The sequence below is a fragment of the Streptomyces sp. NPDC059452 genome, from assembly GCF_042750035.1.
Classification (GTDB): domain Bacteria; phylum Actinomycetota; class Actinomycetes; order Streptomycetales; family Streptomycetaceae; genus Streptomyces.
The window spans coordinates 180,067-202,944 of the sequence record NZ_JBHYVE010000014.1 but is presented as its reverse complement, the minus strand read 5'-3'; the positions used below and the strand labels follow the sequence as shown (position 1 = coordinate 202,944).

The window sequence follows — 22,878 nt, the reverse complement described above, 5'->3', positions numbered from 1 at the left end:
CCACGGGGAGGGACGAGGTGTCAGGCCGCCACCGTGGCACGGAAAAGTGTGCCCGGTCCGGTGGCTTCCACCGCTTCGGCGGCCGGTACGTAGACGGACTGTCCGGGAGTCAGGTCGAGTTCGCCGACCCGGACCGTGCCTGCCGTGCAGAGCAGGATCTGGGGGGTGGGGGCGGTCAGTTCGGCGGGCGTGGCGCCGGGCGCGAGGGTGTAGCGGGAGAGGGCGAACTCGTCGGCGGGGGTCTCGTACCGCTCTTCGCCGGAAGGGGTGGCCTCGGGGCGCAGGACACCGGGGTCGGTGGCCTCGAAGCGGACGATGCGCAGGAGTTCGGGGACGTCGATGTGCTTGGGGGTGAGGCCGCAGCGCAGGACGTTGTCCGAGTTGGCCATGATCTCGACGCCGAGGCCGTCGAGGTAGGCGTGCGGGACGCCGGCGCCGAGGAAGAGGGCCTCGCCGGGCTGGAGCTGGACGTAGTTCAGCAGCATCGCGGCGAGGACGCCGGGGTCGCCGGGGTAGTGGTGGGCGATGCGGGCGTACGGGGCGTGACCGCCGCCGAGACGTGTCGCGGCGGCCGCCGCCTCGGCCACGGTGTCGGCCATCTCCGCCGGGTCGGCGCCGAGGATCGCCGTGAGCACCTCGCGGAGGGCGGCCTCCTCGGGGTGGGCGCGGAGGAGGTCCACGTACGGCTTCAGGGAGTCGACTCCCAGCGCCTCCATCGCGTCCGCCGCCTCGGTGGGCCTGCGGAAGCCGCAGAGGCCGTCGAAGGGGGTGAGGGCGCAGATCAGTTCGGGCTTGTGGTTCGCGTCCTTGTACGTGCGGTGGGGGGCATCGATCGGAACGCCCCGGGCCTCCTCGTCCGCGTACCCCCTGCGGGCCTGGTCCAGGTCGGGGTGGACCTGGAGGGAGAGAGGGGCGCCGGCGGCGAGCAGCTTGAGGAGGAAGGGGAGGCGGGGGCCGTACCGGGCGACGGTGGCCGGGCCGAGTTCCCCTTCGGGGTCTGCGGCGATGATGTCGGTGAGGGGGAGCTCCGGTTGGGAGGTGGCCGTTGCCGCTGTCGTGGCCGTTGCGGCTGTCGCTGTCGTGGCCGTTGCGGTGGGGCGGGTTACGCGGGAGGGGGCTCCTGGGTGGGCGCCCATCCACATCTCGGCCTGCGGTTCGCCGGTGGGGGCGGTGCCGAGCAGGGCGGGGATGGCCGTGGTGGAGCCCCAGGCGTAGGGGCGCACGGTGTTGGACAGCCGGTCCATGGAGTCGTCCTCGCGGTGGGGTTGTGCGGCGTGTGGTGCTTCTCGTTACGTGGACCTTGATGCCAGAGCCACGTAAACAGCAGCGAAATCCGTGATGGCCAGCAGTTCCGCCAGCGCCTCCAGCTCGCTGCCCTCGTCCGGTTCCAGTTCGCTGACCGGCGTGTCGTGGCCGAGCGCCAGTTCGCGGGCGGCCGGGTAGGCGCTGAGGCCGCCCGTGGGGCGGTCCCTGAGCAGGACGACCCTGGCCCTCAGGGTCTCGCCCTCCTCGACCCGGTCGCGGAAGAAGTCGTCCGGGTCCGCGCCGGCCGCGAAGTCCCCCGCGAGGAGGGTTCCGTGCGAGGGCAGGGCCTCGGGGAGTTCCGCCGCGAGCGCGGGGCGGCCCGACAGTTCGGACAGTACGGCGGCGAAGCGGCGGCCCACCGGGCCTGCGGCTTCGCCCTCCGTCCACAGCAGCGGCAGGCTGTCGGCGAGTTCGGCGGCGAGCGTCTTGGCCGGGTTGCTGTACGTGGCGATGGCCGGGCCGCAGCGTTCCGCGGTGCGGTCCAGGCGGTCGGCAACCTTCTGCAGCTCCTCCGGCGGCGCGGTCACCAGGCCGACCCGGTCGAGCAGGGCCAGCAGCGGGGTGAGCAGCGCCCACAGGGTGCCGGGGCCTGCGGCCGAGGTCTCCGCGTCGTACTCGCCGTGCGGGGCGGACGCCATCGGTACGACCAGGCCGTGCACCCCGTCGACCGCCTCGCGCAGCGGGGAGCGGGTGGGGGCGACGGCGACCACGGTGCAGCCGCGGCGGTACGCCTGCTCGGCGAGGAGGGCGAGGCCCGGCTCCGAGCCGTCGGCGGTCGCGATGAGGAGGAGGTCCACGGAGCCCGCCCAGCCGGGCAGGGTCCAGCGCAGGGCGCCGGGGGCGGGGGCGACGCCGGTGGGGTGGATCCGTACGACGGGGGCCGACGCGCCCGCCAGTGCGCCGATCAGGTCGGCGACGCCGGATGCGGCGGTGCCGGGGCCGGCGACGAGGACGGCGCGGGGGCGGCCCTCCGGGGCCAGGTTGCCGATGCCTGCCTCGGCGGCGTGCCGGGCGGCGGTACGGACCCGGGCTCCTGCCTCGGCGGCGCCGCGCAGCAGGTCGCGGCGGTCGGCCCGGGCCAGGGCGTCCGGGGCGTCGAGCAAGGACTCGTCGAGCATGGCGGTGGGCCTCCGATCGCCGGGTGGGGTGCGGGATGCGGGTGCGGGGGTCGGTATCGGTGTCGGTGTCGGCGGGGCCTTTACGGGGGTGGGCGCGGGGTGGGTGGTGCTTGCGCCCTGTTCCGGTCGGGCCCGGTGCCGCGACGGGGACCTGCCCGTACGCGCGTCGCTCGCGGTCAGGCGGGGCGGCGGGCCTCGTCGACGAGCAGGACCGGGATGGCGTCCCGTACCGGGTAGGCCAGGCCGCAGTCGGTGCCGGTGCAGACCAGCTCCGGGCTGTCGGCCGCGGTGCGGTCGTCGAGCGGGGAGTGGCAGGCCGGGCAGGCCAGGATCTCCAGGAGGCCGGCTTCGAGCGGCATGGGGTGGGTCCCTTCGAGCGGTGCGATTTCTGATTCACGTGGATCAGGCGTCGTCAGCCTACCGCTGGGGGGACGGGGGCGCGGCCCGGCCGGGGGTGGGGATCGGGGGATGGGGCGGTGGGGGGCTTGGGGGGGGCGGAGGCTTGGGGCTTGGGGGGCGGGGGTGGGTCGGGCCGGTGGTGGGGTGGGGTTGCCGGGGAGGGGGCGACCCGGGCGCGGGGCAGGGGGCGGACCCGGGCGTGGGGCAGGGGGCGGGCGCAGGGTTCGAGGTTGGGGCGGTTTGGGGGTGGGGCGCCTGCGGCGGGCTGTTCCCCTACCCACCCCTTCCCGAAACCGGGGCGCTGCCCCGGGCCCCGGTTTGTCCTCAAGCGCCGGACCGGCTGAGGTTTCGGGGCTCCGCCCCGGACCCCGCTCCTCAAACGCCGGAGGGGCTGGAAGGGCGAGCCCGGAGACGCTGGGGTGGGCCAAACCCCGAGCCCCGAGCCCCGAGCCCCGAAGGACCAGAGCCGCCCGACCAGGCCGGAACGGCCGGGCCAGCCCGGAACGGCCGGGGCAGCCCAACCAGACCCGAATCGCTCAGGTTCCGATCAAGACCTGATCAGGCCCAGCACCTCGTCCCGTACCGCCGTCATCGTCGGCTCGTCTCTCGCCTCGACGTTCAGGCGCAGCAGCGGTTCTGTGTTCGAGGCTCGGAGGTTGAACCACCAGTCCGTCGATGTGACCGTCAGGCCGTCCAGGGTGTCGAAGGTGATGTCGTCGCGGTCGCCGTAGGTGGCCTTGATCCTGGCCAGGCTGGCGGACTGGTCGGCGACCGTGGAGTTGATCTCGCCGGAACCGGCGTAGCGGTCGTAGGCGGCGACGAGTTCCGAGAGGGGGCCGGCCTGGTCTCCGAGGGCGGCGAGTACGTGGAGGGCGGCGAGCATGCCCGTATCGGCGTTCCAGAAGTCGCGGAAGTAGTAGTGCGCCGAGTGCTCACCGCCGAAGATCGCTCCGTGCTCCGCCATCTCCGCCTTAATGAAGGAGTGGCCGACCCGGGTGCGGACCGGCGTGCCGCCGTTCTCGCGGACCACCTCGGGGACCGACAGGGAAGTGATCAGGTTGTGGATGACCGTGCCCTCGCCGCCGTTGCGGGCCAGTTCGCGGGCGGCGACCAGGGCCGTGATCGCGGAGGGGGAGACGCCCGCGCCCCGTTCGTCGACGACGAAGCAGCGGTCCGCGTCGCCGTCGAAGGCCAGGCCCAGGTCCGCGCCCTCGGCCAGGACGCGGGCCTGGAGGTCGACGATGTTCTTGGGGTCGAGGGGGTTGGCCTCGTGGTTGGGGAACGTGCCGTCGAGCTCGAAGTAGAGAGGGATCAGGTCGAGCGGCAGGCCCTCGAAGACCGTGGGGACCGTGTGGCCGCCCATGCCGTTGCCCGCGTCCACCACGACCTTCAGGGGGCGGATCGCCTTGAGGTCGACCAGGCCCCGCAGGTGGGCGGCGTAGTCGGTGAGGGTGTCGCGTTCCGTGATCGTGCCGGGGGTGGAGGACGCGGGGGGCTGGGGGGCGCCTTCCGACCACTGCTCGACCAGCGTACGGATCTCCCCGAGTCCCGTGTCCTGGCCCACCGGCGCCGCCCCCGCCCGGCACATCTTGATGCCGTTGTACTGCGCGGGGTTGTGCGAGGCCGTGAACATCGCGCCGGGGAGGTCCAGCGCCCCCGACGCGTAGTACAGCTGGTCCGTCGAGCAGAGGCCGATGAGCGTGACGTCCGCGCCCCGGGCCGCCGCGCCCCGGGCGAAGGCGCCGGACAGGCCCGGTGACGTGGGGCGCATGTCGTGGCCGACCACGATCGCGTCGGCTGCCGTGACCTGGACGAACGCGGCTCCGAACAGCTCGGCCAGCGACTCGTCCCACTGGTCGGGCACCACGCCACGTACGTCGTACGCCTTCACGAGCTGCGACAGATCAGCAACCACGGCCGGTCCTCCTGGGGTTTCTGCGGAGGGCCCAAACTACCCGGCCGGGTCATGCCGGAGGAGTCGGCCTAGGAGTCCGGTGAACGCAGCACCCTGAGGTGGCCTCGGCGGGCGACTTCCACCGGGTCGGCGGAGCGGGGGCCCCTGCCTCCGCCGTCGGGTCCCCGGTCGTGCGGCCGGGCCGCTTCCCGTACCGCGTTGGCGAGGGCTTCGAGGTCGTCGCCGCTGGGGTGCGCGGGGGCGGAGCCGTCGGAGAGGCGCACCACCTCCCAGCCGCGTGGCGCGGTCAGCCGCTCACTGTGCTCGGCGCAGAGGTCGTAGCAGTGGGGCTCGGCGTAGGTGGCGAGCGGGCCGAGGACCGCAGTCGAATCGGCATAGACGTACGTCAGTGTCGCGACGGCAGGGCGGCCGCACGCGGTGCGCGAACAGCGACGTACAGGGCTCACGATGTTGGACGGTACCGCACTCTTGAGCGGGCCGCGACGACTCTCCCCCGGCTCACCCCACCGTGTCGCCCTGTGGCCCTCGCCACACCCCCTGCCCCGGCCACCGCCCTGACCTGCGTCGCGGCGCGGAGGCAGTGCGCGCCGGGCGGCTCCGGCGGTCGCGCTCCGGGGCGGATGCCGGGGTCCCGTGCGCCGTCGATGATCGGGGCAGGGGCCTGAAATGGGCTCAACCTTGGCCGGAATGTTCAACTGCGGACATCCGGAATGTTCCGGCCGCACGAAGACCGCAGGAAGACCGCAGGAAGACCGCAGGAAGACCTCCGCGAGGACCTCGCGAGGACCTCGCGGAGCCGGAACGTTTCTCCTCAGGTGTGGCCTGCGTGTGGCCGGCAACCCTGTCGGTGCCTGGCCCGTACGTGGCCCGTACGTGACCGGTGCGTGGCCCGTACGAGGTCGGCGCGCCGCCGGGGAAACCGGCCGCGGGCCGTGTTCTCGGCACGTTCGGGCCGGGCCGGGGAGCGTTACGCTGCGTCGGTGATGGACAGCTCCGTACCTCCCCCCCTCCCCTTCGAGCCGCGGCCCCGGCGCCGCGACCGTCATGGCCGCGGTATGCGGGGACCGGTCGCACCGCCCCAGGTGCCGCTGTCGGTCAGCCGGGGCGAGTCCTTCCGCGATCTGGTCCAGGACTCGGTGGAGCGGCTGGAACGGCGCTGGCCCCAGCTGGCCGAGGTCGACTTCGTCGTCCGGGACGTGCCCGTCATCGACCTGGAGGACAGCGTTCCGCTGGGCAGCGCGGTCCCCGCCGCCAAAGGGCGGCCCGCGCAGATCGTCGTCTACCGGCGGCCCGTGGAGATCCGTACCAAGACCCGCGACGAACGCGCCCTCCTGGTCCACGAGGTCGTCGTCGAGCAGGTCGCCGAGCTGCTGGGGCTGGCCCCGGAGTCGGTCGATCCCCGGTACGGGCAGGACTAGCCCGCCCTCGGCCCGCTCCCCCGTCGGCCCCCCGTCGGCCCCTCAGTCGTCCAGGACCGACAGGTCCTGCCGCGCCGACGGGACCACCACCGTGCCGCCGTCGTCCGGCAGCGTCTGCACCGTGAACATCTGTACGCCGCCCTCCGGCAGGACCAGCGCCCGCGACGCGTGCACCGGGCCACCCGACACCGACTCGACGGTCAGCGCGTACGTGCCCTTGAAACCGGCCGGGGGCTTCGGGGGGACGGCCACCGTCGTGTCGGCCTTGACCGTGTACGTCTCCACCGTCGGCTCGCCGCCCCCGCTCCCCGCCGACGTGGTCACCTTCACCTTGGCCGTGGCGCCCGGTGCGGCGAGGGAGAGCGTGGAGCCCTTGGCCCGGTTGTCGGTGACGCTGGCCCGGGCGCCCACCGGGCCGGTGGCCGGGATGTAGGCGATCTCCTGCTTGGCGCCGGTGCCGAGGACCACGCGCAGGGCGGCCACGATCGGGGTCGACCGCTTCTTGTCCACCGGGGTGAGGCGCAGGGAGCCCGGTTCGCCCCGGGTGATGTCCTTGAGGTCGACCGTCGCGGTCATCCCGGACTTGACGTGCAGGCTGTCGTTGCCCGCCGGGGAGAACGCCGCGTTCTTCCCCATGAGCTGGATCTTCACGTCCGCGTCGTGGTCCCCGGGTGCGAACGCCACCAGCTGTACGGAGGTGGCGTCGGCCGGGATGCCGGGCATCACCAGGGTGGCGGCGGGGTCGGCGGACGCCGTGAGCCAGTCCGTGCCGGAGCCGTCGTCGGCGGTCAGGACGACCGCGCCGATCCGCCCGGAGCGGGTGGTGATGTGGGCGGTGAGGTCGTTGACGGCCTCGTCGGTCAGGGTGGAGAGCAGGAGCGCGACGCTGGAGCGGGCGGGCACGGTGATGCCGTCGCCGACCTCGGACGTGATCGCGCCCTTGGGGCCGAACAGCTCGACGTCGGCCACGGCCGCGCTGTCGTCGGGGTTGGTGAGGTGGATGTAGTCCTGGCGCGCGCGGGCGGTGCTCACGCCGGGGAACCAGAAGTTCGTGTCCGGGGCGGTGCAGCTGACCCCGAGGAGGCCCCGGGTGCCGCCCGCGGTGACCTTGGTGGTCTGCTGGGCCGCCCAGCCGGGGGCGAGCCTGCCGGTGGCCGTGCCGACGAGGGCCGGGGAGCCGGAGCCGCTCGCCTCCTTGAGGACCGGCTTTCCAGGCTCCTTCAGGGCGAGGACCGGCTTGTCGGCCTTGGCCCTCGCCTTCTTGGCGGCCTCCTCGGCCTTCTTGGCCTTCTTCGGGTCGGTCTCCGCCTCGTCGTCGTCCAGGACGGACAGGGCCGGCTTCAGTTCGGCGGTGCCTTCGGCGCCCTCGCCCTGACCGGGCGGGGTGAACGAGGTGTACCGCGTCTCCGCGAGTTCGGAGGTGCTGGGCGCCGGGCAGACCAGGCTGGAGCGCTCGACCGGCAGCGCGGAGGCGGGCTTCGCCTCGGCCGCCACCGGTCCGCCGGGCGCGTTGAACGAGGCGAAGCCGGTGATGGCGGCCAGGGCGACGGTGCCCGCGATGAGGGACAGGTGGGTGGACTTCACTCGGACTCGCCTCGCGATGCGTTACCGGTCTGCCACGGGGCCTGGCCCGGGGCCGGGGTGTCGGGGTGCTGCTCGCCGTTCTCGGCGGGGTGGTGGGCGGGGGGCTGGGCAGGGTCGGCGTACGGGGGCTGCTCGCCGGTGTACTGACCGTACGGGGCGTACTGGGCGGGGTTCCCGTACTGGCCACCGCCGCCGTACTGCTGCTGCGCCTGCTGCTGTCCGTACGGGTCCTGGGCGCCGTAGCCGCCGGAGTAGCCCGGGTCCTGCTGGTACGCGGTGTAGTCGGCCTGCTGGTAGGCGTCGGCGGTCCCGTGGTCGGCGGCTTGGGGCTGCCCGGCGTCCCACTCCCCGTACTGCTGCTGCGGGAGCGCCGCGTAGCCCGCCGTGGACTCCTGCGGGTCGTAGCCGCCGCTCTCCGCGTAGTTCTTCGTGTAGTTCTTCGTGTACGGGTCGGCGCCGTCCTGCTGGCCGGGGATGTACTCCCCCGAGCCCTCGGCTTCCGCCGGGCCCGATGCCGATGCCGATGCCGATGTCGAGGCGGATGCGGATGCCGGTGCCGGTGCCGGTGCGGACGGGGGCATGGACGGAGGTACGGACGGGGGCATGGACGGAGGTGCCGACGGCGGTCGTCCGGTCCCGTCGAACTCGTCCGCCGGGTAGCCGTCCCCGGCCGCCTCGGCCGCAGCCGCCTCCGCCTCGGCCGCTGCCCGGAGCCTGCGCGCCCGGCGGCCGTCGCCGTCGGCCGCGTCGGCCGCCACCGCGAGCGCCTCGTCGGGCAGGTCGTCGTCGATCTCCCGGCGGCGGCCCGGCAGGGTCATGACGACCAGGACCACCGCGAGCGCGCCCTGTGCCCAGAGCCAGGCGGTGTGCGTGAACGGGGCGTCGTACGTGAGGGCGAGGCGGCCGCCGTCGGCGGGCAGTTCGAAGCCCTGCGCCCAGCCGTCGACGGTCTTGCGGGTCAGCGGCCTGCCGTCGACCGTGGCCTGCCAGCCGGGGGCGGCCTCGTCGGCGATCCGCAGGACTCGGCCCTCGTCGCCCGCCGGGATCTCGGCATGGGCCTCGACGGGTCCGGAGCCGACGGGAAGGCGTTCGCCCTCGCCGGAGGCCGGGACGATCATCACCCGGGCGACCTGCCGGTCCACCCGCCACAGCGCGCTGCCGTCCAGCTGGCTGAGGCGGCTGAGGCCGGGGGTCGTGTCGAGGACGCGGCTCATCTGTCGCGGTGCTCCGTCCCGTACGAGGACGTAACGGATGGCGAAGTTGCCGAGCTGGCCGCCCTGGTCGGCGCCGGAGCCCGCGACCAGGTTGGCGACGACCTTGTCGAGGTGGCTGTTGGAGCCCGCCGCCTCGGTCAGTTCGCCGTCGCCGAGCCGGGCGCCGGAGCCCCGGACCAGGCTGTACGAGACGGAGTCGGGCGAGGTGCCGCCGAGGACCAGGGTGCGCGCCTGGTCCTGGGTCGAGCTCTCCTCGGCCACGAAGGCGGGCACCTGGACGGGGTCGCGGCGCTCCAGCGGACCGTCGGCGCCGCCGATCATCCAGCCGAAGGCGGCGAGCGCCGGGGCGAGCGCGGCGGCCAGGGCGATCAGGGCCGCGACGGGCTGACGCCAGCCGAAGCTCTGCTCGGCGACCCGGACCCGGGCCCCGTCCGCGCCCACCAGCGCGGCGGCGATCAGCGCGGCACCGTAGACGAGGGTGGCGGGTCCGGCCCAGGTCGAGCCGTTGGCCAACGCCGCGAAGAGCAGGCCGGTGAGCGCGACGGCCCAGGCGGCGCGGACGGCGAGCTGCCGCTCCCCGCGCAGCAGGGCGCCGAGCGCGGCCAGCACGATGCCGAGGAGCAGGACGCTGCCCGCGGCCTTGGGGCCGCCGGGGCTGATTCCGAGCAGGTCGAGCGCCGAGGCCGTCCCCGTACCGAGGTCCAGGCCCGCCTCGCGCAGGAACGCGGACGGGTCGGTGAGGAGCGTGAGCGACCACGGGGCGAGGGCCACGATCGGGGTGCCGACGGCGGCGAGGAAGCGGAGCCCGTACGCCGTGATGTCCCGGCGGCGCAGCGCCAGCACGCCCAGGCCGAGGACGACGGCGAGCGGCCAGACGATCGGGGTGAACGCCGTCGTGATCGTGAGGAGCAGGGCGTACGTCCAGGTCGCGCGCCAGCTGCCGCGCGGTGCGTCCGGGTCGGTGCCGTCGCGCAGGCCGTGGGCCGCGACGGCCGCGCGGGCGATCAGCGGGAGCAGGACCAGCAGGACGGCGGTACCCAGGCGGCCGGTGGCCAGGGCACCGGTCGCGGCGGGCAGGAAGGCGTACGCGACGCTCGCCCAGGCCCGCAGCAGCCGCGAGGGGAGCAGCGGCCGGGAGGCGAAGTACGCGGTGAGCCCGGCCAGCGGGACCGAGCAGACCAGCAGGACGGCGACGGCGAAGCCGGTGGAGCCGAGGAAGAGGGCCGACAGGGCGGCAAGCAGCGCGAGGTAGGGCGGGGCGGTCTCGGTGGAGCCGGTGGAGATGGTGTGCCAGGCGTCCGCGTACCGGCCCCAGAGCTCGCCGGCCTCGGCGGGGGCGGGCAGCAGGGCCCCGCCCGCCAGGGCGCCGCCGGTGAGCAGGTTACGGCAGGCGATGAGGGAGACGAGGAGGAGCAGGGCGAAGAGGACCGGGCCCGGTTTGCGGCCGATCCGCTTGAGCCGCGCGAACTGGTCGACTTCGAGGAAGTCCGCGTCGTCCCCGCCGGGCCCGGACTCGACGGCCCCGTGGCGCGAGCCGCCCGATTCGGCCTCGCTGCGGTTGCCGAAGTTGCCCGCGACCTGTTCGACGGTGGCCCGGACGGTGGCGCCCGGCGGCGGGAAGAGCGCGCGCAGCTCGGCCGCGTCGACCACGCCCTTGCCCCGGTCGCGGCGGGCAGCGAGGATGCGGCCCGGCCGCAGCAGGGTGCCCAGGAGGCCGGTGACCTCGTCGAGCGCCTGGCCGGGGACCTTGCCGACGAGGTAGGCGAGCGTACGGAGGAGGGTGCCGACGACGAGCCGGAGCAGGACCCAGGGCAGGGCCTGGACGCGCGCGTTGACGAGCATCGTGTAGACCGCGCCCGCCTTGTCGACGCGGTGCGGGCTGGAGACCGAGCGCCCGGCGCAGTCGATGGGGCGGCGCTCACGGGCGGAGGCCTCGGCGTGGCGCAGGACGGCGTCCGGGGCGACGAGGACCCGGTGGCCGGCGAGGTGGGCGCGCCAGCACAGGTCCACGTCGTCGCGCATCAGCGGGAGGCCGCGGTCGAAGCCGCCGAGCTCCTCGTAGACGTCACGGCGGATGAGCATCCCGGCGGAGGAGACGGAGAGGACGGTACGGACCTGATCGTGCTGGCCCTGGTCCTGTTCGCGGCGGTCCAGGCCGGTCCAGCGGCGGCCGCTGTTGGCGATGGAGACGCCGACTTCGAGGAGCTGCTTGCGGTCGTACCAGCCGCGCAGCTTGGGGCCGACGATCGTGGCGTGCTTGTCGGTGTCGACGACGCGCAGCATCTCGGCGAGCGCGTCCGGCTCGGGTGCGCAGTCGTCGTGGAGCAGCCAGAGCCACTGGACCGGTTCGCCGTGCGGCAGCTCCGGCAGGTCGTAGTTCTCGTCCACCCAGGCCCGGGTGACCGGGTCCCAGCCGCCGGGGCGCTTGAGGTACGGGAGGTCGTCGGGGGTCAGCACCCCGGCGGTGCGGGCCGCCTCGTCGACGGCCGTGCCGAAGCTCGTACGGCGGGCGAGGTGCAGGACCCGGTCGTCGCCGAGCGCCTCGGCGACCAGCCGGGCGGAGTCGTCGGCGCTGCCGGTGTCGGCGGCGACGACGTTCTGTACGGGGCGTTCCTGCCCGAGCAGCCCGGCCAGCACGTCGGGCAGCCAGCGCGCTCCGTCGTGGGAGACGAGCACGGCGGTGACGACGTGCCGGGGGAACTCTGGGGCGGCGGCGGCCGCGTTCGGCGCCGCCGAGTGGCTGTGCACGGACATCGAGGTACGGGCCCTCCGGCCGGGTCCGGGGGCGTATCCCCGGGGGCTGCATCGGTGTACACGCGCGCCCCGGCGGGGCGTTGGCGCATCTCGGACGGGGCCCCACACTAACGGTACGGATCCGCGGGGGTGGCCCGGAGCGGGTGAAGGCCCCTGGTGCGCGGGGGTCGCCTGCCCATTGCGTACGCGCCCATCCCTCTCGCGTACGTGCACACCGCTCCCTCTCGCGTACGTGCACACCGCGTACATGCCGACGGCCCGTCGCCCGCTCCCCGGGGAGGGAGTGAGGGGCGACGGGCCGTCGGGGCGTGGTCCTGGGGAGCCCTGCTCGGGAAAGGGCTGCCGGGGACGGGCGGTGCGGTGCGGCGAAAGCAGTGCGGTGCGGCAGGAACGGTGTGGTGTGGTGTGGAGCGGTGGGAACGGTGCGGTGTCTAGATCGCTGCCTTCTTAAGGCGCCGTCGTTCGCGTTCGGAAAGGCCGCCCCAGATGCCGAAGCGTTCGTCGTTGGCCAGGGCGTACTCAAGGCATTCGGAACGCACCTCACAGGCGAGACAGACCTTCTTGGCCTCGCGGGTGGATCCGCCCTTTTCGGGAAAGAAGGACTCGGGATCGGTCTGGGCGCACAGTGCGCGCTCCTGCCAGCCGAGTTCCTCGTCCGCGTCCTCGACCAGCAGTTGCTGGAACAGCTCGGTCATGTGCGCCCCTCGTCTGTCTCTTGCGTCCCGTGATGCGGCCGCCACTGATGGCGACCGAACGACACGAGTGAAATTACAAGTGTGTATCTCCAAGCCAGTCAAGCGAGGATCTGCTATTGGCCCAGGGATTCACTCTGCGGAACCAAGCGTATGCGGAAAGTGTTCAAATCACCAAAAACCTGACATATGCCACGGGCTCCACGCTCACCACGCCTCACCCGGTCAAGACGATCAAGGGTTCCCGGACGTTGCGATTCGATCACTGTAGCGATCAAGATCACAGTCCGGTCACAGCCCTTCAGGCGCGTTTGAATGCGCGAGTGATGCGCCATGTCTCCGCCCCCGCGGGTGCACAAACCTTTCTGCTCGCCCGACAACCGGAAGGGGTGAAAGATTGCTCTCATATAGGGCATCGGGTTGACAGGGAGCGATTCAACCGGTCTCCTTGATCTCATGTCAGCGATCGCAGCGATGCATGTCACCCACGTCCGTGGGTTCCGCAGCGCTGTCCAGGCCCGCTGTTGCTGTTCCTGCTGTCACAGCTGTTGATGCCGTAGCGCTCCAGCTCTGATTCAGCCCTTCTCTCCAGCTTCTCCAGCTCCACCCTGCTTCTCCGGCTTTTCATCCGCAGCTCTTCCGCGGTTGCCGACGCCCCACGCGACTCCCCCGCACGTGCACCCCCCATGCCGAGGAACCACCGCACCCCATGAACAGCGACAGCGACCTTCAGATCGCCGGCGACATCCTTGAGGTCCAGCACCTCCTCCAGCCCGCCCGCGAGCATCCCTCCACCGTCTCCGAGTTCGTCGGCCTCGCCCGCTCCATCGCGGCCGACCGTGCGCGCTGGGCCGGACTCGTCCGGTACGACACCACCACGCGCTGGTACCACCGGCTCCAGACCGGGCCCGGCTACGAGGTCTGGCTGCTCAGCTGGGTGCCCGGTCAGGGCAGCGGGCGCCACGACCACGGCCGTTCCGCCGGTGTACTGACCGTCCTCGAAGGCGAGTTGACCGAGCACACGGAGCGCGGTACGCAGGCCCTCGGCTCGGGTGCTCAGCGCGCCTTCGCCCCCGGGTACGTCCACGAAGTGGTCAACGACTCGCTCGAACCGGCCGTCAGCCTGCACATCTACTACCCGGGGCTGACCGAGATGCCGATGCACGCCGCGCAATGCGCCCCGACGGCCGTGGATGTCGTACCCGCCTGACAAACTGCTGTGCATGCGCATTGTTGTTCTGGCCGGCGGTATCGGTGGTGCTCGTTTTCTGCGTGGCCTCAAGCAGGCCGCGCCCGAGGCGGACATCACGGTCATCGGCAACACGGGTGATGACATCCATCTGTTCGGGCTGAAGGTCTGCCCCGACCTGGACACCGTGATGTACACCCTCGGCGGTGGCATCAACGAGGAGCAGGGCTGGGGGCGGACCGACGAGACCTTCCAGGTCAAGGAGGAGCTCGCGGCGTACGGAGTGGGGCCCGGGTGGTTCGGTCTCGGCGACCGCGACTTCGCGACCCATATCGTCCGTACGCAGATGCTCGGCGCGGGCTATCCGCTGAGCGCGGTCACCGAGGCGCTCTGCGCCCGCTGGCAGCCGGGGGTCCGGCTGCTGCCGATGTCCGACGACCGGGTCGAGACGCATGTGGCCGTCGAGACGGACGGCGAGAGCAAGGCCATCCACTTCCAGGAGTACTGGGTGAAGCTGCGCGCCTCCGTCGAGGCGCAGGCGATCGTGCCGGTGGGCGCCGAGCAGGCGAAGCCCGCGCCGGGGGTGCTGGAGGCCATCGGCGCGGCCGACGTCATCGTCTTCCCGCCGTCGAACCCGGTGGTCTCCATCGGCACCATCCTCGCCGTGCCCGGCATCCGGGAGGCGATCGCCGAGGCCGGGGTGCCGGTCGTCGGCCTCTCCCCCATCGTCGGGGACGCGCCTGTGCGCGGTATGGCGGACAAGGTGCTCGCGGCGGTGGGCGTCGAGTCGACGGCGGCCGCCGTGGCCCAGCACTACGGGTCGGGGCTGCTGGACGGGTGGCTGGTCGACACGGTGGACGCGGGTGCGGTGGGCGAGGTCGAGGCGGCGGGGATCCGGTGCCGGGCGGTGCCGCTGATGATGACGGACGTGGACGCGACGGCCGAGATGGCCCGGCAGGCGCTGGACCTGGCTGAAGAGGTGCGGGCGTGAGCGGGTCGGGGGTGGAGGGTCTGTCTGAGCCTGGCGGGGGTGGCTCCGGGCCTGGCAGGGGTGGGTCTGAGCCTGGCGTGGGTTCTGTGCCTGGTGGGGGTGGCTCTGTGGCTGGCGGTAGCGGTGCGCCTTCTTTTCGGGTTTGGGCGTTGGGTGGGATTCCCGAGGTGCGGGCGGGTGACGATCTCGCCAAGCTGATCGCCGGGGCCGAGCCGGGGCTCGTCGACGGGGACGTCCTGCTCGTCACCTCGAAGATCGTCTCCAAGGCCGAGGGCCGGATCGTCGAGGCCGCGGACCGTGAGGCCGCCATAGATGCCGAGACCGTACGGGTGGTGGCGCGGCGCGGCACGCTGCGGATCGTGGAGAACCGGCAGGGCCTGGTCATGGCCGCCGCCGGGGTCGACGCGTCGAACACCCCCGCCGGGACCGTGCTCCTCCTGCCCGAGGACCCCGACGCCTCCGCCCGGGCGATCCGGGACGGGCTGCGGGACACCCTCGGCGTGGAGATCGGCGTCGTCATCACCGACACCTTCGGGCGGCCCTGGCGCAACGGGCTGACCGATGTCGCGATCGGGGCGGCGGGGGTGCGGGTGCTGGACGATCTCCGGGGCGGTTCGGACGCGTACGGCAATCCGCTCAGCGCCACGGTCGTGGCGACGGCGGACGAGCTGGCCGCCGCCGGGGACCTGGTCAAGGGCAAGGCCGCCGGGCTGCCGGTCGCCGTGGTGCGGGGGCTGCCGCACGTGGTGGCCCCCGACTCCGTGGACGACTCCGGGGCGCGGGCGCTGGTGCGGAGCGCGACCGACGACATGTTCCGGCTCGGGACGTCGGAGGCCGTACGGGAAGCGGTGACCCTGCGGCGTACGGTGCGCGAGTTCAGCGACGAGCCGGTGGATCCGAGGGCCGTGCGGCGGGCGGTGGCGGCGGCGGTGACCGCGCCCGCGCCCCATCACACGACGCCGTGGCGGTTCGTGCTGCTGGAGTCCGCCGAGTCCCGGACGCGGCTGCTCGATGCGATGCGGGACGCGTGGATCGCGGATCTGCGGCGCGACGGGCGGAGCGAGGAGGCGATCGCCAAGCGGGTGCGGCGGGGGGATGTGCTGCGCAACGCGCCGTATCTGGCGGTGCCGTGCCTGGTGATGGACGGCTCCCACACGTACGGGGACGAGCGCCGCGACACGGCGGAGCGCGAGATGTTCGTGGTCGCGGCGGGGGCCGGGGTGCAGAACTTCCTGGTGGCGTTGGCCGGTGAGCGGTTGGGGTCGGCGTGGGTGTCCTCGACGATGTTCTGCCGGTCGGTGGTGCGGGAGGTGCTGTCGCTGCCGTCTTCGTGGGATCCGTTGGGGGCGGTGGCTGTGGGGCATGCGGTGGGGGTGGCTCGGGAGCGGGTGCCTCGGGATGTGGAGGACTTTCTCACCGTGCGGTGAGGTGGGGTGGGGGTGCGGGGGCCTGGGGGTGGGTGGGGCCGGTGGGGTGGGCCGCTGCGCGGGGCTTGTCCCCTACCCGCCCCTTCCCGAAACCGGGGCTCCGCCCCGGACCCCGCTCCTCAAACGCCGGAGGGGCTGGGTGGGCCCGAGGGGCTGGGATGGGCCCAAGGGGCTGGGTGGGCCGGACGAGCTAGGTGGGCCCGAGAGGCTGGGACGGCGAACCCCGGTAGGGCTCGGATGAGGCCCTACAACGTCCCGATGTTCCCCGGTGTCATCCTCGGGCCCCTCCGCTCCGGAGTCCGGCCCGAGAGCAGGATCAGGCGCGTTGCCCGGTGGCGCTGGCCCTCGTACGGGGTCAGCAGGGTCAGCATCTCCTCGTCGTCCGCGTGACGGTTGTCCGCCAGGGCATGGCCCACGATGCCCGGGAGGTGGTAGTCGCCCACCGTCACCGCGTCCGGGGCCCCGTTGGAGCGCTGGAGCGTTTCCGCCGAGGTCCAGGGGCCGATGCCGGGGATCAGTTCCAGGCGGGCCCTGGCCTCGGGGAAGGGCATCGATGACGCCTCCTCCAGCCTGGGGGCCACCCGTACCGCCCGCAGGATCGTCGACGAGCGCTTGGTGTCGACGCCCGCCTTGTGCCACTCCCAGGACGGGATCATCGCCCAGGTGCGCGCGTCCGGCATGACGTGGAGACCCAGTGCGGCGGTCGGGCCGGGGGCGGGGGTGCCGTACCGGCGGACCAGGAGGCGCCAGGCCCGGTACGCCTCGTCCGTGGTGACCTTCTGCTCCAGGACCGAGGGGATCAGCGACTCCATCACCAGGCCCGTGCGCAGCAGCCGGAGCCCGGGACGCCGGTGCCGGGTCGTGGCGAGGAGGCGGTGGTACGGGGTGAAGGCCTCCGGGTCGTCGTCGGCACCCAGGAGGGCGGGGAGGCCCGCCAGCAGCCACTCCGCGCCCAGGCCCCAGGCCTCGGCCCCGACCCGGTCACCGCGCGCCACCACCCGCAGCGTGCCCGGGCCCTCCGGCGTGCGGGTGGCCCGCCAGAAGGCGCCGTCCGCCGTCATCCGGAAGGTCGGGTCGGCCGGACCCCGGCGCAGCGGGCCGAGGACCAGCCGCAGGTCCAGCGGGAACGGCGGGGTCCACTCACGGGTCAGCGGCGACTCGTCACCCGTGCCAGTACCCGCAGGCGCACCCCGCACAGCCGGAGCCGCCTGGTGCGGCAGTGCCGGGCGTGCGGTGCGCGGGGTGCGTGCGGCGGTGCGTGGAGCGAATCGTCCTGCCACGAGAGGTCCTGAGGTCCTACTGGTCCGAGGAGAAGCGGATCGAGGCGTCCGGGAGGGTCGCCCCGCACCAGATCCTGGCCCCGTCGCGCAGTTCGTTGTCCGCGCCCACCCGGGCGCCGTCACCGATGACCGCGCCGCTCAGCACCGTACGGCTGCCGATCCTCGCGCCGGCCCCGACGAGCGAGTCCGTGACGACCGCGCCCGCCTCGACGACCGCTCCGGCCAGGATCGCCGAGCCGTCTATTCTCGCGCCCGCCCCGATCACCGCGTCGGCGCCGACCACCGTGCCGCCCGTGAGCTTGGCGTCCGTGGCCACCGTGGCCGTCTCCAGGACCAGGCGGTCGCCGCAGCGGCCGGGAACGGCCGGGGACGGGGCGCGGCCCAGGACCAGGTCGGCGGAGCCGCGTACGAAGGCCTGCGGGGTGCCCAGGTCGAGCCAGTACGTGGAGTCGACCATGCCCTGGAGGTGGGCTCCGGAGGCCAGCAGTCCGGGGAAGGTCTCCCGCTCGACCGAGACCGGGCGGCCCTCGGGGATCGTGTCGATGACCGAGCGCCGGAAGATGTACGCCCCGGCGTTGATCTGGTCGGTGACGATCTCCTCGGGCGTCTGCGGCTTCTCCAGGAAGGCCGTCACCCGGCCCGTCGCGTCCGTCGGTACGAGGCCGAAGGCGCGCGGGTCCGCCACCCGGGTCAGGTGGAGCGAGACGTCCGCCCCGGAGTCGTTGTGCGAGGTGACCAGGGCCCGGATGTCGAGCCCGGTCAGGATGTCGCCGTTGAAGATCAGGACGGGCTCGTCCGGGCCGGAGGACAGCTTGGCCGCGACGTTGCGGATGGCGCCGCCGGTGCCGAGCGGCTCCTGCTCGGTGACGTACTCGATGTGCAGGCCGAGCGAGGAGCCGTCGCCGAAGTACGGCTCGAAGACCTCGGCCAGGTAGGACGTGGCGAGCACGATGTGCTCGACCCCGGCCGCCCTGGCCCGCGCCAGCTGGTGGGTCAGGAAGGGGACCCCCGCCGCCGGGACCATCGGCTTCGGGGTGTGCACCGTGAGCGGGCGCAGTCGGGTGCCCTTGCCACCGACCAGGAGGATCGCTTCTTTTGCCTCTGTCACAGCACCGTCTCTGCTTCCTGCTGGGGCCTGGCCTGGATATGGCTGGCCAGTCTAAGCAGACCGGTCCGACATGAACCGGTCAGCGGCCCTGCAGTTTCGCGGAGCTGGTCCGTGCCGTGCCGAGCTTCTTGTATAGACGCGCTCCGGGGCATTCGGTTGCGAATCCGTCCCGATGGCCCGAGATCACGTTCATACTCACCTGCACGCCCGCCTTGTACTTGTTGCTGCCGCCCGAGACGAGCGTCACCTTGCCCTTGGGGTTGGCGCCGAACAGCCCGAGCTTCCAGGCCGTGAGCTTGGAGACCGCGGTGACCGCGGCGGCGGGCGGGTTGGAGGAGGAGTAGGTGCCGAGCACCGCGATCCCCATGGTGTTGGTGTTGAAGCCCAGGGTGTGGGCGCCGAGGACCGCCTTGGTGACGCCGCCGGCCCGGCCCTCGTAGATGTTTCCGCACTTGTCGACGGCGAAGTTGTAGCCGAAGTCGCGCCAGCCGCTGCTCTTGACGTGGTAGCGGTAGATGCTGCGCAGCACCGAGGGGGCCTGCTGACAGGTGTAGTTGTTGCCGGTCGCGCTGTGGTGCACGAAGGCCGCCTTGACGGTCTTCGTGTACGCGAAGTTCCGCTCCCGGAGCTTCTCGTCGGCGCCCCAGCCCTTGCGGGTGACGATCTTCGGGCGTGGTCCGATGTACGGCTTCGCCCCGGGCGCGAAGTTCATCGCCTCCTCCGTCTCCGCCTTGGTGAGGGCGGGGATGAGGGTCGCGCCGAGCGGCGCGAGCTCGGCGTTGACCGCGGAGGCGGCGGCGATCTCGGCGGTGAGGGCCTCGGGCACGACTGCGGCGGCGGCCGGCGGCGGGGTGTCGGCGAAGCCCGCGGGGAGAGTGGCAGGGACGGTGGCGGAGAGGGCTGCGGGGAGGGTGGCGGGGACGGCCGACCTGGTGGTGGGGGCGCCTCGGGCCGGTTCCGGTTCCGGTGCCGGTTTCGATGCTGGTTCCGGTGCCGGGTCCTCGCCGGGGTCGACGAGTTCGAGGCGCATCCCTTCCGGAAGCGGTACGAGGGTGGCTGCCCGGTCCTGCGGGTCCGGGGCCTCCGGGCGCACCCGTACCTCCACACCGTCCGAGTCGCCGACCCAGAGCGGGGCCGTCGAGCCGCGTACCGTACGCCCTTCGCGCTCGGCGCTGCCGAGGTCGGCGGCGTGGTCGGCGTTGTGCGTCTCGATGTCCTGCCAGTCGGACCAGCGGGTGGTGCCGGTGGCGCGGGTGCGGACCTGGACCGTGCCGTGCAGTTCGGCCTCGGCGTCGTCCCAGACCACGCCGACCAGGGAGAAGGGACGGGCGTCGCGCTGGGGCAGGCCCTGGGCGGGTGCCGCGCCCGCGACCCGGTTGGAGGGGGCGGCGAGGGGGGCCAGGGGCAGTGACTGGGTCGAGCCCGCCGGTTCGGCCCCGGTCGCCCGTACGGACGCGGGCGGTCCGGCACCCGGTGACGCGGGGGAGGTGGAGGGCGGCCGGCCCGAGCCGGGGTGCGCGAGCGGGGCGGACGCGGCGGGGGCGGCGAGCGGCAGGGTGAGGGCCGCCGCACAGGCGGCGCTGACTGAGGTGACAAGTAGTGCACGCATACGCACGATCCTGGCCATAGCGGGATGAGTCCGGCTACCCGGGCAGAAGGCTGCGAGGCGGTCACAACTGATGGCGTGTCTGCCGAACCGGTGTACGTGACACCCGTTCAGCCCGCCCCGCACGGCGTCCCCCGCGTACGCTTGCGCGGATGAACTCCAGCGACCGTACCGCCGCCGACCTGCTGCGATCCGCCCTCGCCGCGGACCCGGCCCGCCCCTTGGTCACCTTCTACGACGACGCCACCGGAGAACGCGTCGAACTGTCGGTGGCCACCTTCGCCAATTGGGTGGCCAAGACCGCCAATCTGCTCCAGGGCGACCTCGCCGCCGAGCCCGGCGACCGGCTCGCCCTGCTCCTCCCCGCGCACTGGCAGTCCGCGGTCTGGCTGCTGGCCTGCGCCTCGGTCGGGGTCGTCGCCGACGTCCAGGGCGACCCGGCCGCCGCCGACCTCGTGGTGAGCGGGCCGGACACCCTGGAGCGGGCGCGGGCCTGCCGGGGCGAGCGGGTCGCGCTGGCCCTGCGTCCACTGGGCGGCCGGTTCCCGCAGGCGCCCGAGGGCTTCGCCGACTACGCGGTGGAAGTGCCGAGCCAGGGCGACCGCTTCGCCCCGTTCGCCCCGGTGGACCCGGGGGCACCCGCGCTGGCCGTGGGCGGGGTCGAGCTCACCGGTACGGAGCTGGTCGAGAAGGCTCGTACGGACGCCGACGCCCTCGGGCTCGTACCGGGATCGCGGCTGCTGTCGGGGCACACGTACGACACCTGGGAGGGGCTGAGCGCCGGACTCTTCGCCCCGCTCGCCGCCGGGGGGTCCGTGGTGCTCTGCCGCCACCTCGGGCAGCTCGGCGCGGAGGGGCTGGCCAAGCGGATCGAGAGCGAGCGGGTCACGGGCACGGCGGTGCCCGGCCAGTAGCGCGGCGGCGTGAGCCATCGGTACGGCGGTGCCCAGCCGGTGGTGGCTCGGCGGCCTGAGTCATCTGTACGGCGGTGCCGGGGCACTGGCACCGCCGCCCGAACCACACGCGTTCCCGGGGGAACGGTTTCCCAGGGAATCGGTCAACAGCGCGGTATGACAAGCGCCCTGAGGTGCACTCGTCCGGCCCACAGCGGGCCGAGCCCCCGGTATCGATCGCCGGAGCGGGTAGATGATCGGCGGTACAGACCACTCTCCTGGCAGTGCACAACCAAGCGTGAGGTTCAGCCGTCTACTCCTGCGACCGGCGGCCCATCGCGCCGCCGAACGTGAAGGATGGACGCAGACGTGACCGACAGTGCTGGCACGCCGGCCGACCCGGACCACCCGGCCGGGGAGACGCCGCAGGGCAGGTCGCAGGAGCAGCCGGGGGCGCCCGAGGACTCGCCGGAACCGTCCCCCGAAAGACCCTCCGCCGAAGGCCGGAAGGAAGGCGCGGAGGAGCACAAGGAGGAGGGCAAGGAGGAGGGCAAGGGCGTCGGCAGCGGCGGCGTACAGACCTGGGCCGATCACCCCAAGGACGGCACCACCGCCCGGCGCAAGCGCCCGTGGCTGCGCTGGGCGGCTCTCGCCGCCTCCTTCCTCGTGCTCATCTCCGCGGGCGCCGGCTGGTGGCTGTACAAGAAGCTCGACGGCAACATCACCACCGACACCGGCGCCGCCGCCGAGCTGAAGGTGTACGAGAAGGAGCGGCCCACCCCCGCCGTCCTGGACGCCCAGAACATCCTGCTCATCGGGTCCGACAGCCGGGCGGGCGACAACAGCAAGTACGGCCGCGACGACGGCGGCAGCCAGCGCTCGGACACCACGATCCTGCTGCACCTCGCGGCGGACCGGAAGAGCGCCACCGCCGTCTCCCTGCCGCGCGACCTGATGGTGGAGATCCCCAGCTGCCGCACCTCGGACGACAAGAAGACCCGGGAGCAGTTCACCCAGTTCAACTCCGCGTTCGAGCTCGGCGGCACCGCCTGCACGATCCGTACCGTGGAGCGGCTGACCGGCATCCGGATCGACCACCACATGGTCGTCGACTTCAACGGGTTCAAGGACATGGTCGACGCCGTGGACGGGGTCGAGATCTGCCTCCAGAAGCCGATCGACGACAAGGACGCACAGCTTGAGCTCCCGGCCGGGCGGCAGACGCTCAACGGCGAGGAGGCCCTCGGCTACGTACGGGCGCGCAAGACCCTCGGCGACGGCAGCGACACCGAACGCATGGAGCGCCAGCAGAAGTTCCTGGGCGCCCTGGTCAACAAGATGCAGAGCAATGGCGTCCTGCTCAACCCGACACGGCTCTACCCGGTGCTGGACGCGGCGACCAAGTCGCTGACGACGGACCCGGGGCTCGACTCGCTGCGGGACCTGTACGACCTGGTGCGCAGCATGCGGGATGTGCCGACCGACCGGGTGCAGTTCCTCACCGTGCCCCGGCAGCCGTACCGGAACAACCCCAACCGGGATGAACTGGTCGAACCGGACGCGAGCGAACTCTTCAAGCAGCTCCGCGAGGACAAGCCCGTCGCCGTGGCCCCGGCGGACGAACTCAAGGACGCCGAGAAGGACGCCGAGAAGGGCAAAGACCCTGAACAGGATGGGAAACCGGACGACGCCGGCTCCGGAAGTCCGACCCCGACGCCCACCTATTCGGGTTCGAGCGCCGCGGACGACCTGTGCGAGCAGTAAAGCAATTGCCAAGACATAGAAGACAATCGGCACGGATTGGGAAGTATGCCCGGTTGTAAGGGACGTGGTGTAGGTCACGCACGTCGCCCCTTTCAGAACCGGGCGGATAGTGTGACGCGATCCGGTGTTTCCGGCCGTCAGGTCGCGCACTGCTGGAGCGAAGGAACGAGCGCCTTGCCGGGGGAAGGCGCCTCGCGTGGCACCGACGGAGGACTCAAACA

At 72.9% G+C, this 22,878-nt stretch carries 17 protein-coding genes; 6 read left to right on the top strand and 11 right to left on the bottom strand.

All coding sequences use genetic code 11. From position 1 onward, the window contains the following. Window positions 1-20 precede the first annotated feature (20 nt). From manA to ACFW9Z_RS20300, 5 genes are all read right to left on the bottom strand, one after another. Window positions 21-1,244 carry a mannose-6-phosphate isomerase, class I gene (gene manA / locus ACFW9Z_RS20320; protein ID WP_384642529.1) on the bottom strand — a complete coding sequence of 408 codons (1,224 nt, stop codon included), beginning with the start codon at window positions 1,242-1,244 and terminating at the stop codon, window positions 21-23. Window positions 1,245-1,289: 45 nt separating this feature from the next. Beyond that, a complete protein-coding gene (locus ACFW9Z_RS20315) occupies window positions 1,290-2,423 on the bottom strand; it encodes an SIS domain-containing protein (RefSeq protein WP_384642526.1) in 1,134 nt (377 codons plus the stop codon). Window positions 2,424-2,599: 176 nt separating this feature from the next. After that, window positions 2,600-2,782 (bottom strand): Trm112 family protein, encoded by a 183-nt coding sequence (locus ACFW9Z_RS20310; RefSeq protein WP_084746705.1) that lies wholly within the window; start codon window positions 2,780-2,782, stop codon window positions 2,600-2,602. A gap of 587 nt (window positions 2,783-3,369) precedes the next feature. Continuing rightward, window positions 3,370-4,737, bottom strand: coding sequence for a phosphomannomutase/phosphoglucomutase (locus ACFW9Z_RS20305; protein WP_384642523.1), 1,368 nt, complete (start codon window positions 4,735-4,737; stop codon window positions 3,370-3,372). A gap of 68 nt (window positions 4,738-4,805) precedes the next feature. Beyond that, window positions 4,806-5,183, bottom strand: coding sequence for a DUF3499 domain-containing protein (locus ACFW9Z_RS20300; protein WP_015608934.1), 378 nt, complete (start codon window positions 5,181-5,183; stop codon window positions 4,806-4,808). Between the two features lie 537 nt (window positions 5,184-5,720). On the opposite strand from ACFW9Z_RS20300, the gene ACFW9Z_RS20295 reads away from it, so the two are divergent. Then, window positions 5,721-6,155: a metallopeptidase family protein gene (locus ACFW9Z_RS20295; RefSeq protein ID WP_384642519.1), complete on the top strand. Its 435-nt coding sequence runs from the start codon at window positions 5,721-5,723 to the stop codon at window positions 6,153-6,155. Window positions 6,156-6,197: 42 nt separating this feature from the next. Here the strand turns inward: ACFW9Z_RS20295 and ACFW9Z_RS20290 are convergent, their stop codons facing one another. From ACFW9Z_RS20290 to ACFW9Z_RS20280, 3 genes are all read right to left on the bottom strand, one after another. Continuing rightward, complete coding sequence (locus tag ACFW9Z_RS20290; RefSeq protein ID WP_384642516.1) at window positions 6,198-7,739, bottom strand: DUF5719 family protein; 1,542 nt, start codon at window positions 7,737-7,739, stop codon at window positions 6,198-6,200. Continuing rightward, window positions 7,736-11,707 (bottom strand): glycosyltransferase, encoded by a 3,972-nt coding sequence (locus ACFW9Z_RS20285; RefSeq protein ID WP_384642514.1) that lies wholly within the window; start codon window positions 11,705-11,707, stop codon window positions 7,736-7,738. The genes ACFW9Z_RS20290 and ACFW9Z_RS20285 overlap by 4 nt, the downstream gene beginning before the upstream one ends. Window positions 11,708-12,138: 431 nt before the next feature. Next, on the bottom strand, window positions 12,139-12,402 hold the full coding sequence (locus tag ACFW9Z_RS20280; RefSeq protein ID WP_014046372.1) for a WhiB family transcriptional regulator: 264 nt from the start codon (window positions 12,400-12,402) through the stop codon (window positions 12,139-12,141). Window positions 12,403-13,108: 706 nt separating this feature from the next. Between ACFW9Z_RS20280 and ACFW9Z_RS20275 the strand changes: the two genes are divergently transcribed. The 3 genes from ACFW9Z_RS20275 to ACFW9Z_RS20265 all read left to right on the top strand — a co-directional run bounded on the left by ACFW9Z_RS20275 (window position 13,109) and on the right by ACFW9Z_RS20265 (window position 16,006). Next, a complete protein-coding gene (locus ACFW9Z_RS20275; RefSeq protein ID WP_384642511.1) occupies window positions 13,109-13,609 on the top strand; it encodes a cysteine dioxygenase in 501 nt (166 codons plus the stop codon). A gap of 13 nt (window positions 13,610-13,622) precedes the next feature. Next, a complete protein-coding gene (cofD, locus tag ACFW9Z_RS20270; RefSeq protein WP_384642508.1) occupies window positions 13,623-14,579 on the top strand; it encodes a 2-phospho-L-lactate transferase in 957 nt (318 codons plus the stop codon). Between the two features lie 107 nt (window positions 14,580-14,686). Next, the gene (locus ACFW9Z_RS20265) at window positions 14,687-16,006 is read left to right on the top strand and encodes a coenzyme F420-0:L-glutamate ligase (protein WP_384642506.1); all 1,320 of its coding nucleotides are present in this window, start codon (window positions 14,687-14,689) and stop codon (window positions 16,004-16,006) included. Window positions 16,007-16,251: 245 nt separating this feature from the next. On the opposite strand, the gene ACFW9Z_RS20260 is transcribed toward ACFW9Z_RS20265, so the two are convergent. The 3 genes from ACFW9Z_RS20260 to ACFW9Z_RS20250 all read right to left on the bottom strand — a co-directional run bounded on the left by ACFW9Z_RS20260 (window position 16,252) and on the right by ACFW9Z_RS20250 (window position 20,003). Then, complete coding sequence (locus ACFW9Z_RS20260) at window positions 16,252-17,286, bottom strand: DNA-3-methyladenine glycosylase family protein (protein WP_384642503.1); 1,035 nt, start codon at window positions 17,284-17,286, stop codon at window positions 16,252-16,254. Between the two features lie 16 nt (window positions 17,287-17,302). After that, window positions 17,303-18,394: a sugar phosphate nucleotidyltransferase gene (locus ACFW9Z_RS20255; protein WP_384642500.1), complete on the bottom strand. Its 1,092-nt coding sequence runs from the start codon at window positions 18,392-18,394 to the stop codon at window positions 17,303-17,305. A 79-nt stretch (window positions 18,395-18,473) separates the two neighbouring features. Further along, window positions 18,474-20,003 (bottom strand): N-acetylmuramoyl-L-alanine amidase, encoded by a 1,530-nt coding sequence (locus ACFW9Z_RS20250; protein ID WP_384642498.1) that lies wholly within the window; start codon window positions 20,001-20,003, stop codon window positions 18,474-18,476. 149 nt (window positions 20,004-20,152) lie between these two features. Here ACFW9Z_RS20250 and ACFW9Z_RS20245 point away from each other — a divergent pair, with 149 nt between their 5' ends. Both ACFW9Z_RS20245 and ACFW9Z_RS20240 read left to right on the top strand, forming a co-directional pair. Further along, on the top strand, window positions 20,153-20,914 hold the full coding sequence (locus ACFW9Z_RS20245; protein ID WP_384642495.1) for a TIGR03089 family protein: 762 nt from the start codon (window positions 20,153-20,155) through the stop codon (window positions 20,912-20,914). Between the two features lie 348 nt (window positions 20,915-21,262). After that, window positions 21,263-22,657 (top strand): LCP family protein, encoded by a 1,395-nt coding sequence (locus ACFW9Z_RS20240; RefSeq protein WP_384642492.1) that lies wholly within the window; start codon window positions 21,263-21,265, stop codon window positions 22,655-22,657. The last annotated feature ends 221 nt before the right edge of the window (window positions 22,658-22,878 follow it).

Bases quoted from the DNA above. Each gene is read 5' to 3' on its own strand.
- ACFW9Z_RS20250 (WP_384642498.1), bottom strand. From the start codon at position 20,003: ATGCGTGCACTACTTGTCACCTCAGTCAGCGCCGCCTGTGCGGCGGCC.
- ACFW9Z_RS20275 (WP_384642511.1), top strand. From the start codon at position 13,109: ATGAACAGCGACAGCGACCTTCAGATCGCCGGCGACATCCTTGAGGTC.
- ACFW9Z_RS20295 (WP_384642519.1), top strand. From the start codon at position 5,721: ATGGACAGCTCCGTACCTCCCCCCCTCCCCTTCGAGCCGCGGCCCCGG.
- cofD (WP_384642508.1), top strand. From the start codon at position 13,623: ATGCGCATTGTTGTTCTGGCCGGCGGTATCGGTGGTGCTCGTTTTCTG.
- ACFW9Z_RS20285 (WP_384642514.1), bottom strand. From the start codon at position 11,707: ATGTCCGTGCACAGCCACTCGGCGGCGCCGAACGCGGCCGCCGCCGCC.
- ACFW9Z_RS20310 (WP_084746705.1), bottom strand. From the start codon at position 2,782: ATGCCGCTCGAAGCCGGCCTCCTGGAGATCCTGGCCTGCCCGGCCTGC.
- ACFW9Z_RS20315 (WP_384642526.1), bottom strand. From the start codon at position 2,423: ATGCTCGACGAGTCCTTGCTCGACGCCCCGGACGCCCTGGCCCGGGCC.
- ACFW9Z_RS20245 (WP_384642495.1), top strand. From the start codon at position 20,153: ATGAACTCCAGCGACCGTACCGCCGCCGACCTGCTGCGATCCGCCCTC.
- manA (WP_384642529.1), bottom strand. From the start codon at position 1,244: ATGGACCGGCTGTCCAACACCGTGCGCCCCTACGCCTGGGGCTCCACC.
- ACFW9Z_RS20280 (WP_014046372.1), bottom strand. From the start codon at position 12,402: ATGACCGAGCTGTTCCAGCAACTGCTGGTCGAGGACGCGGACGAGGAA.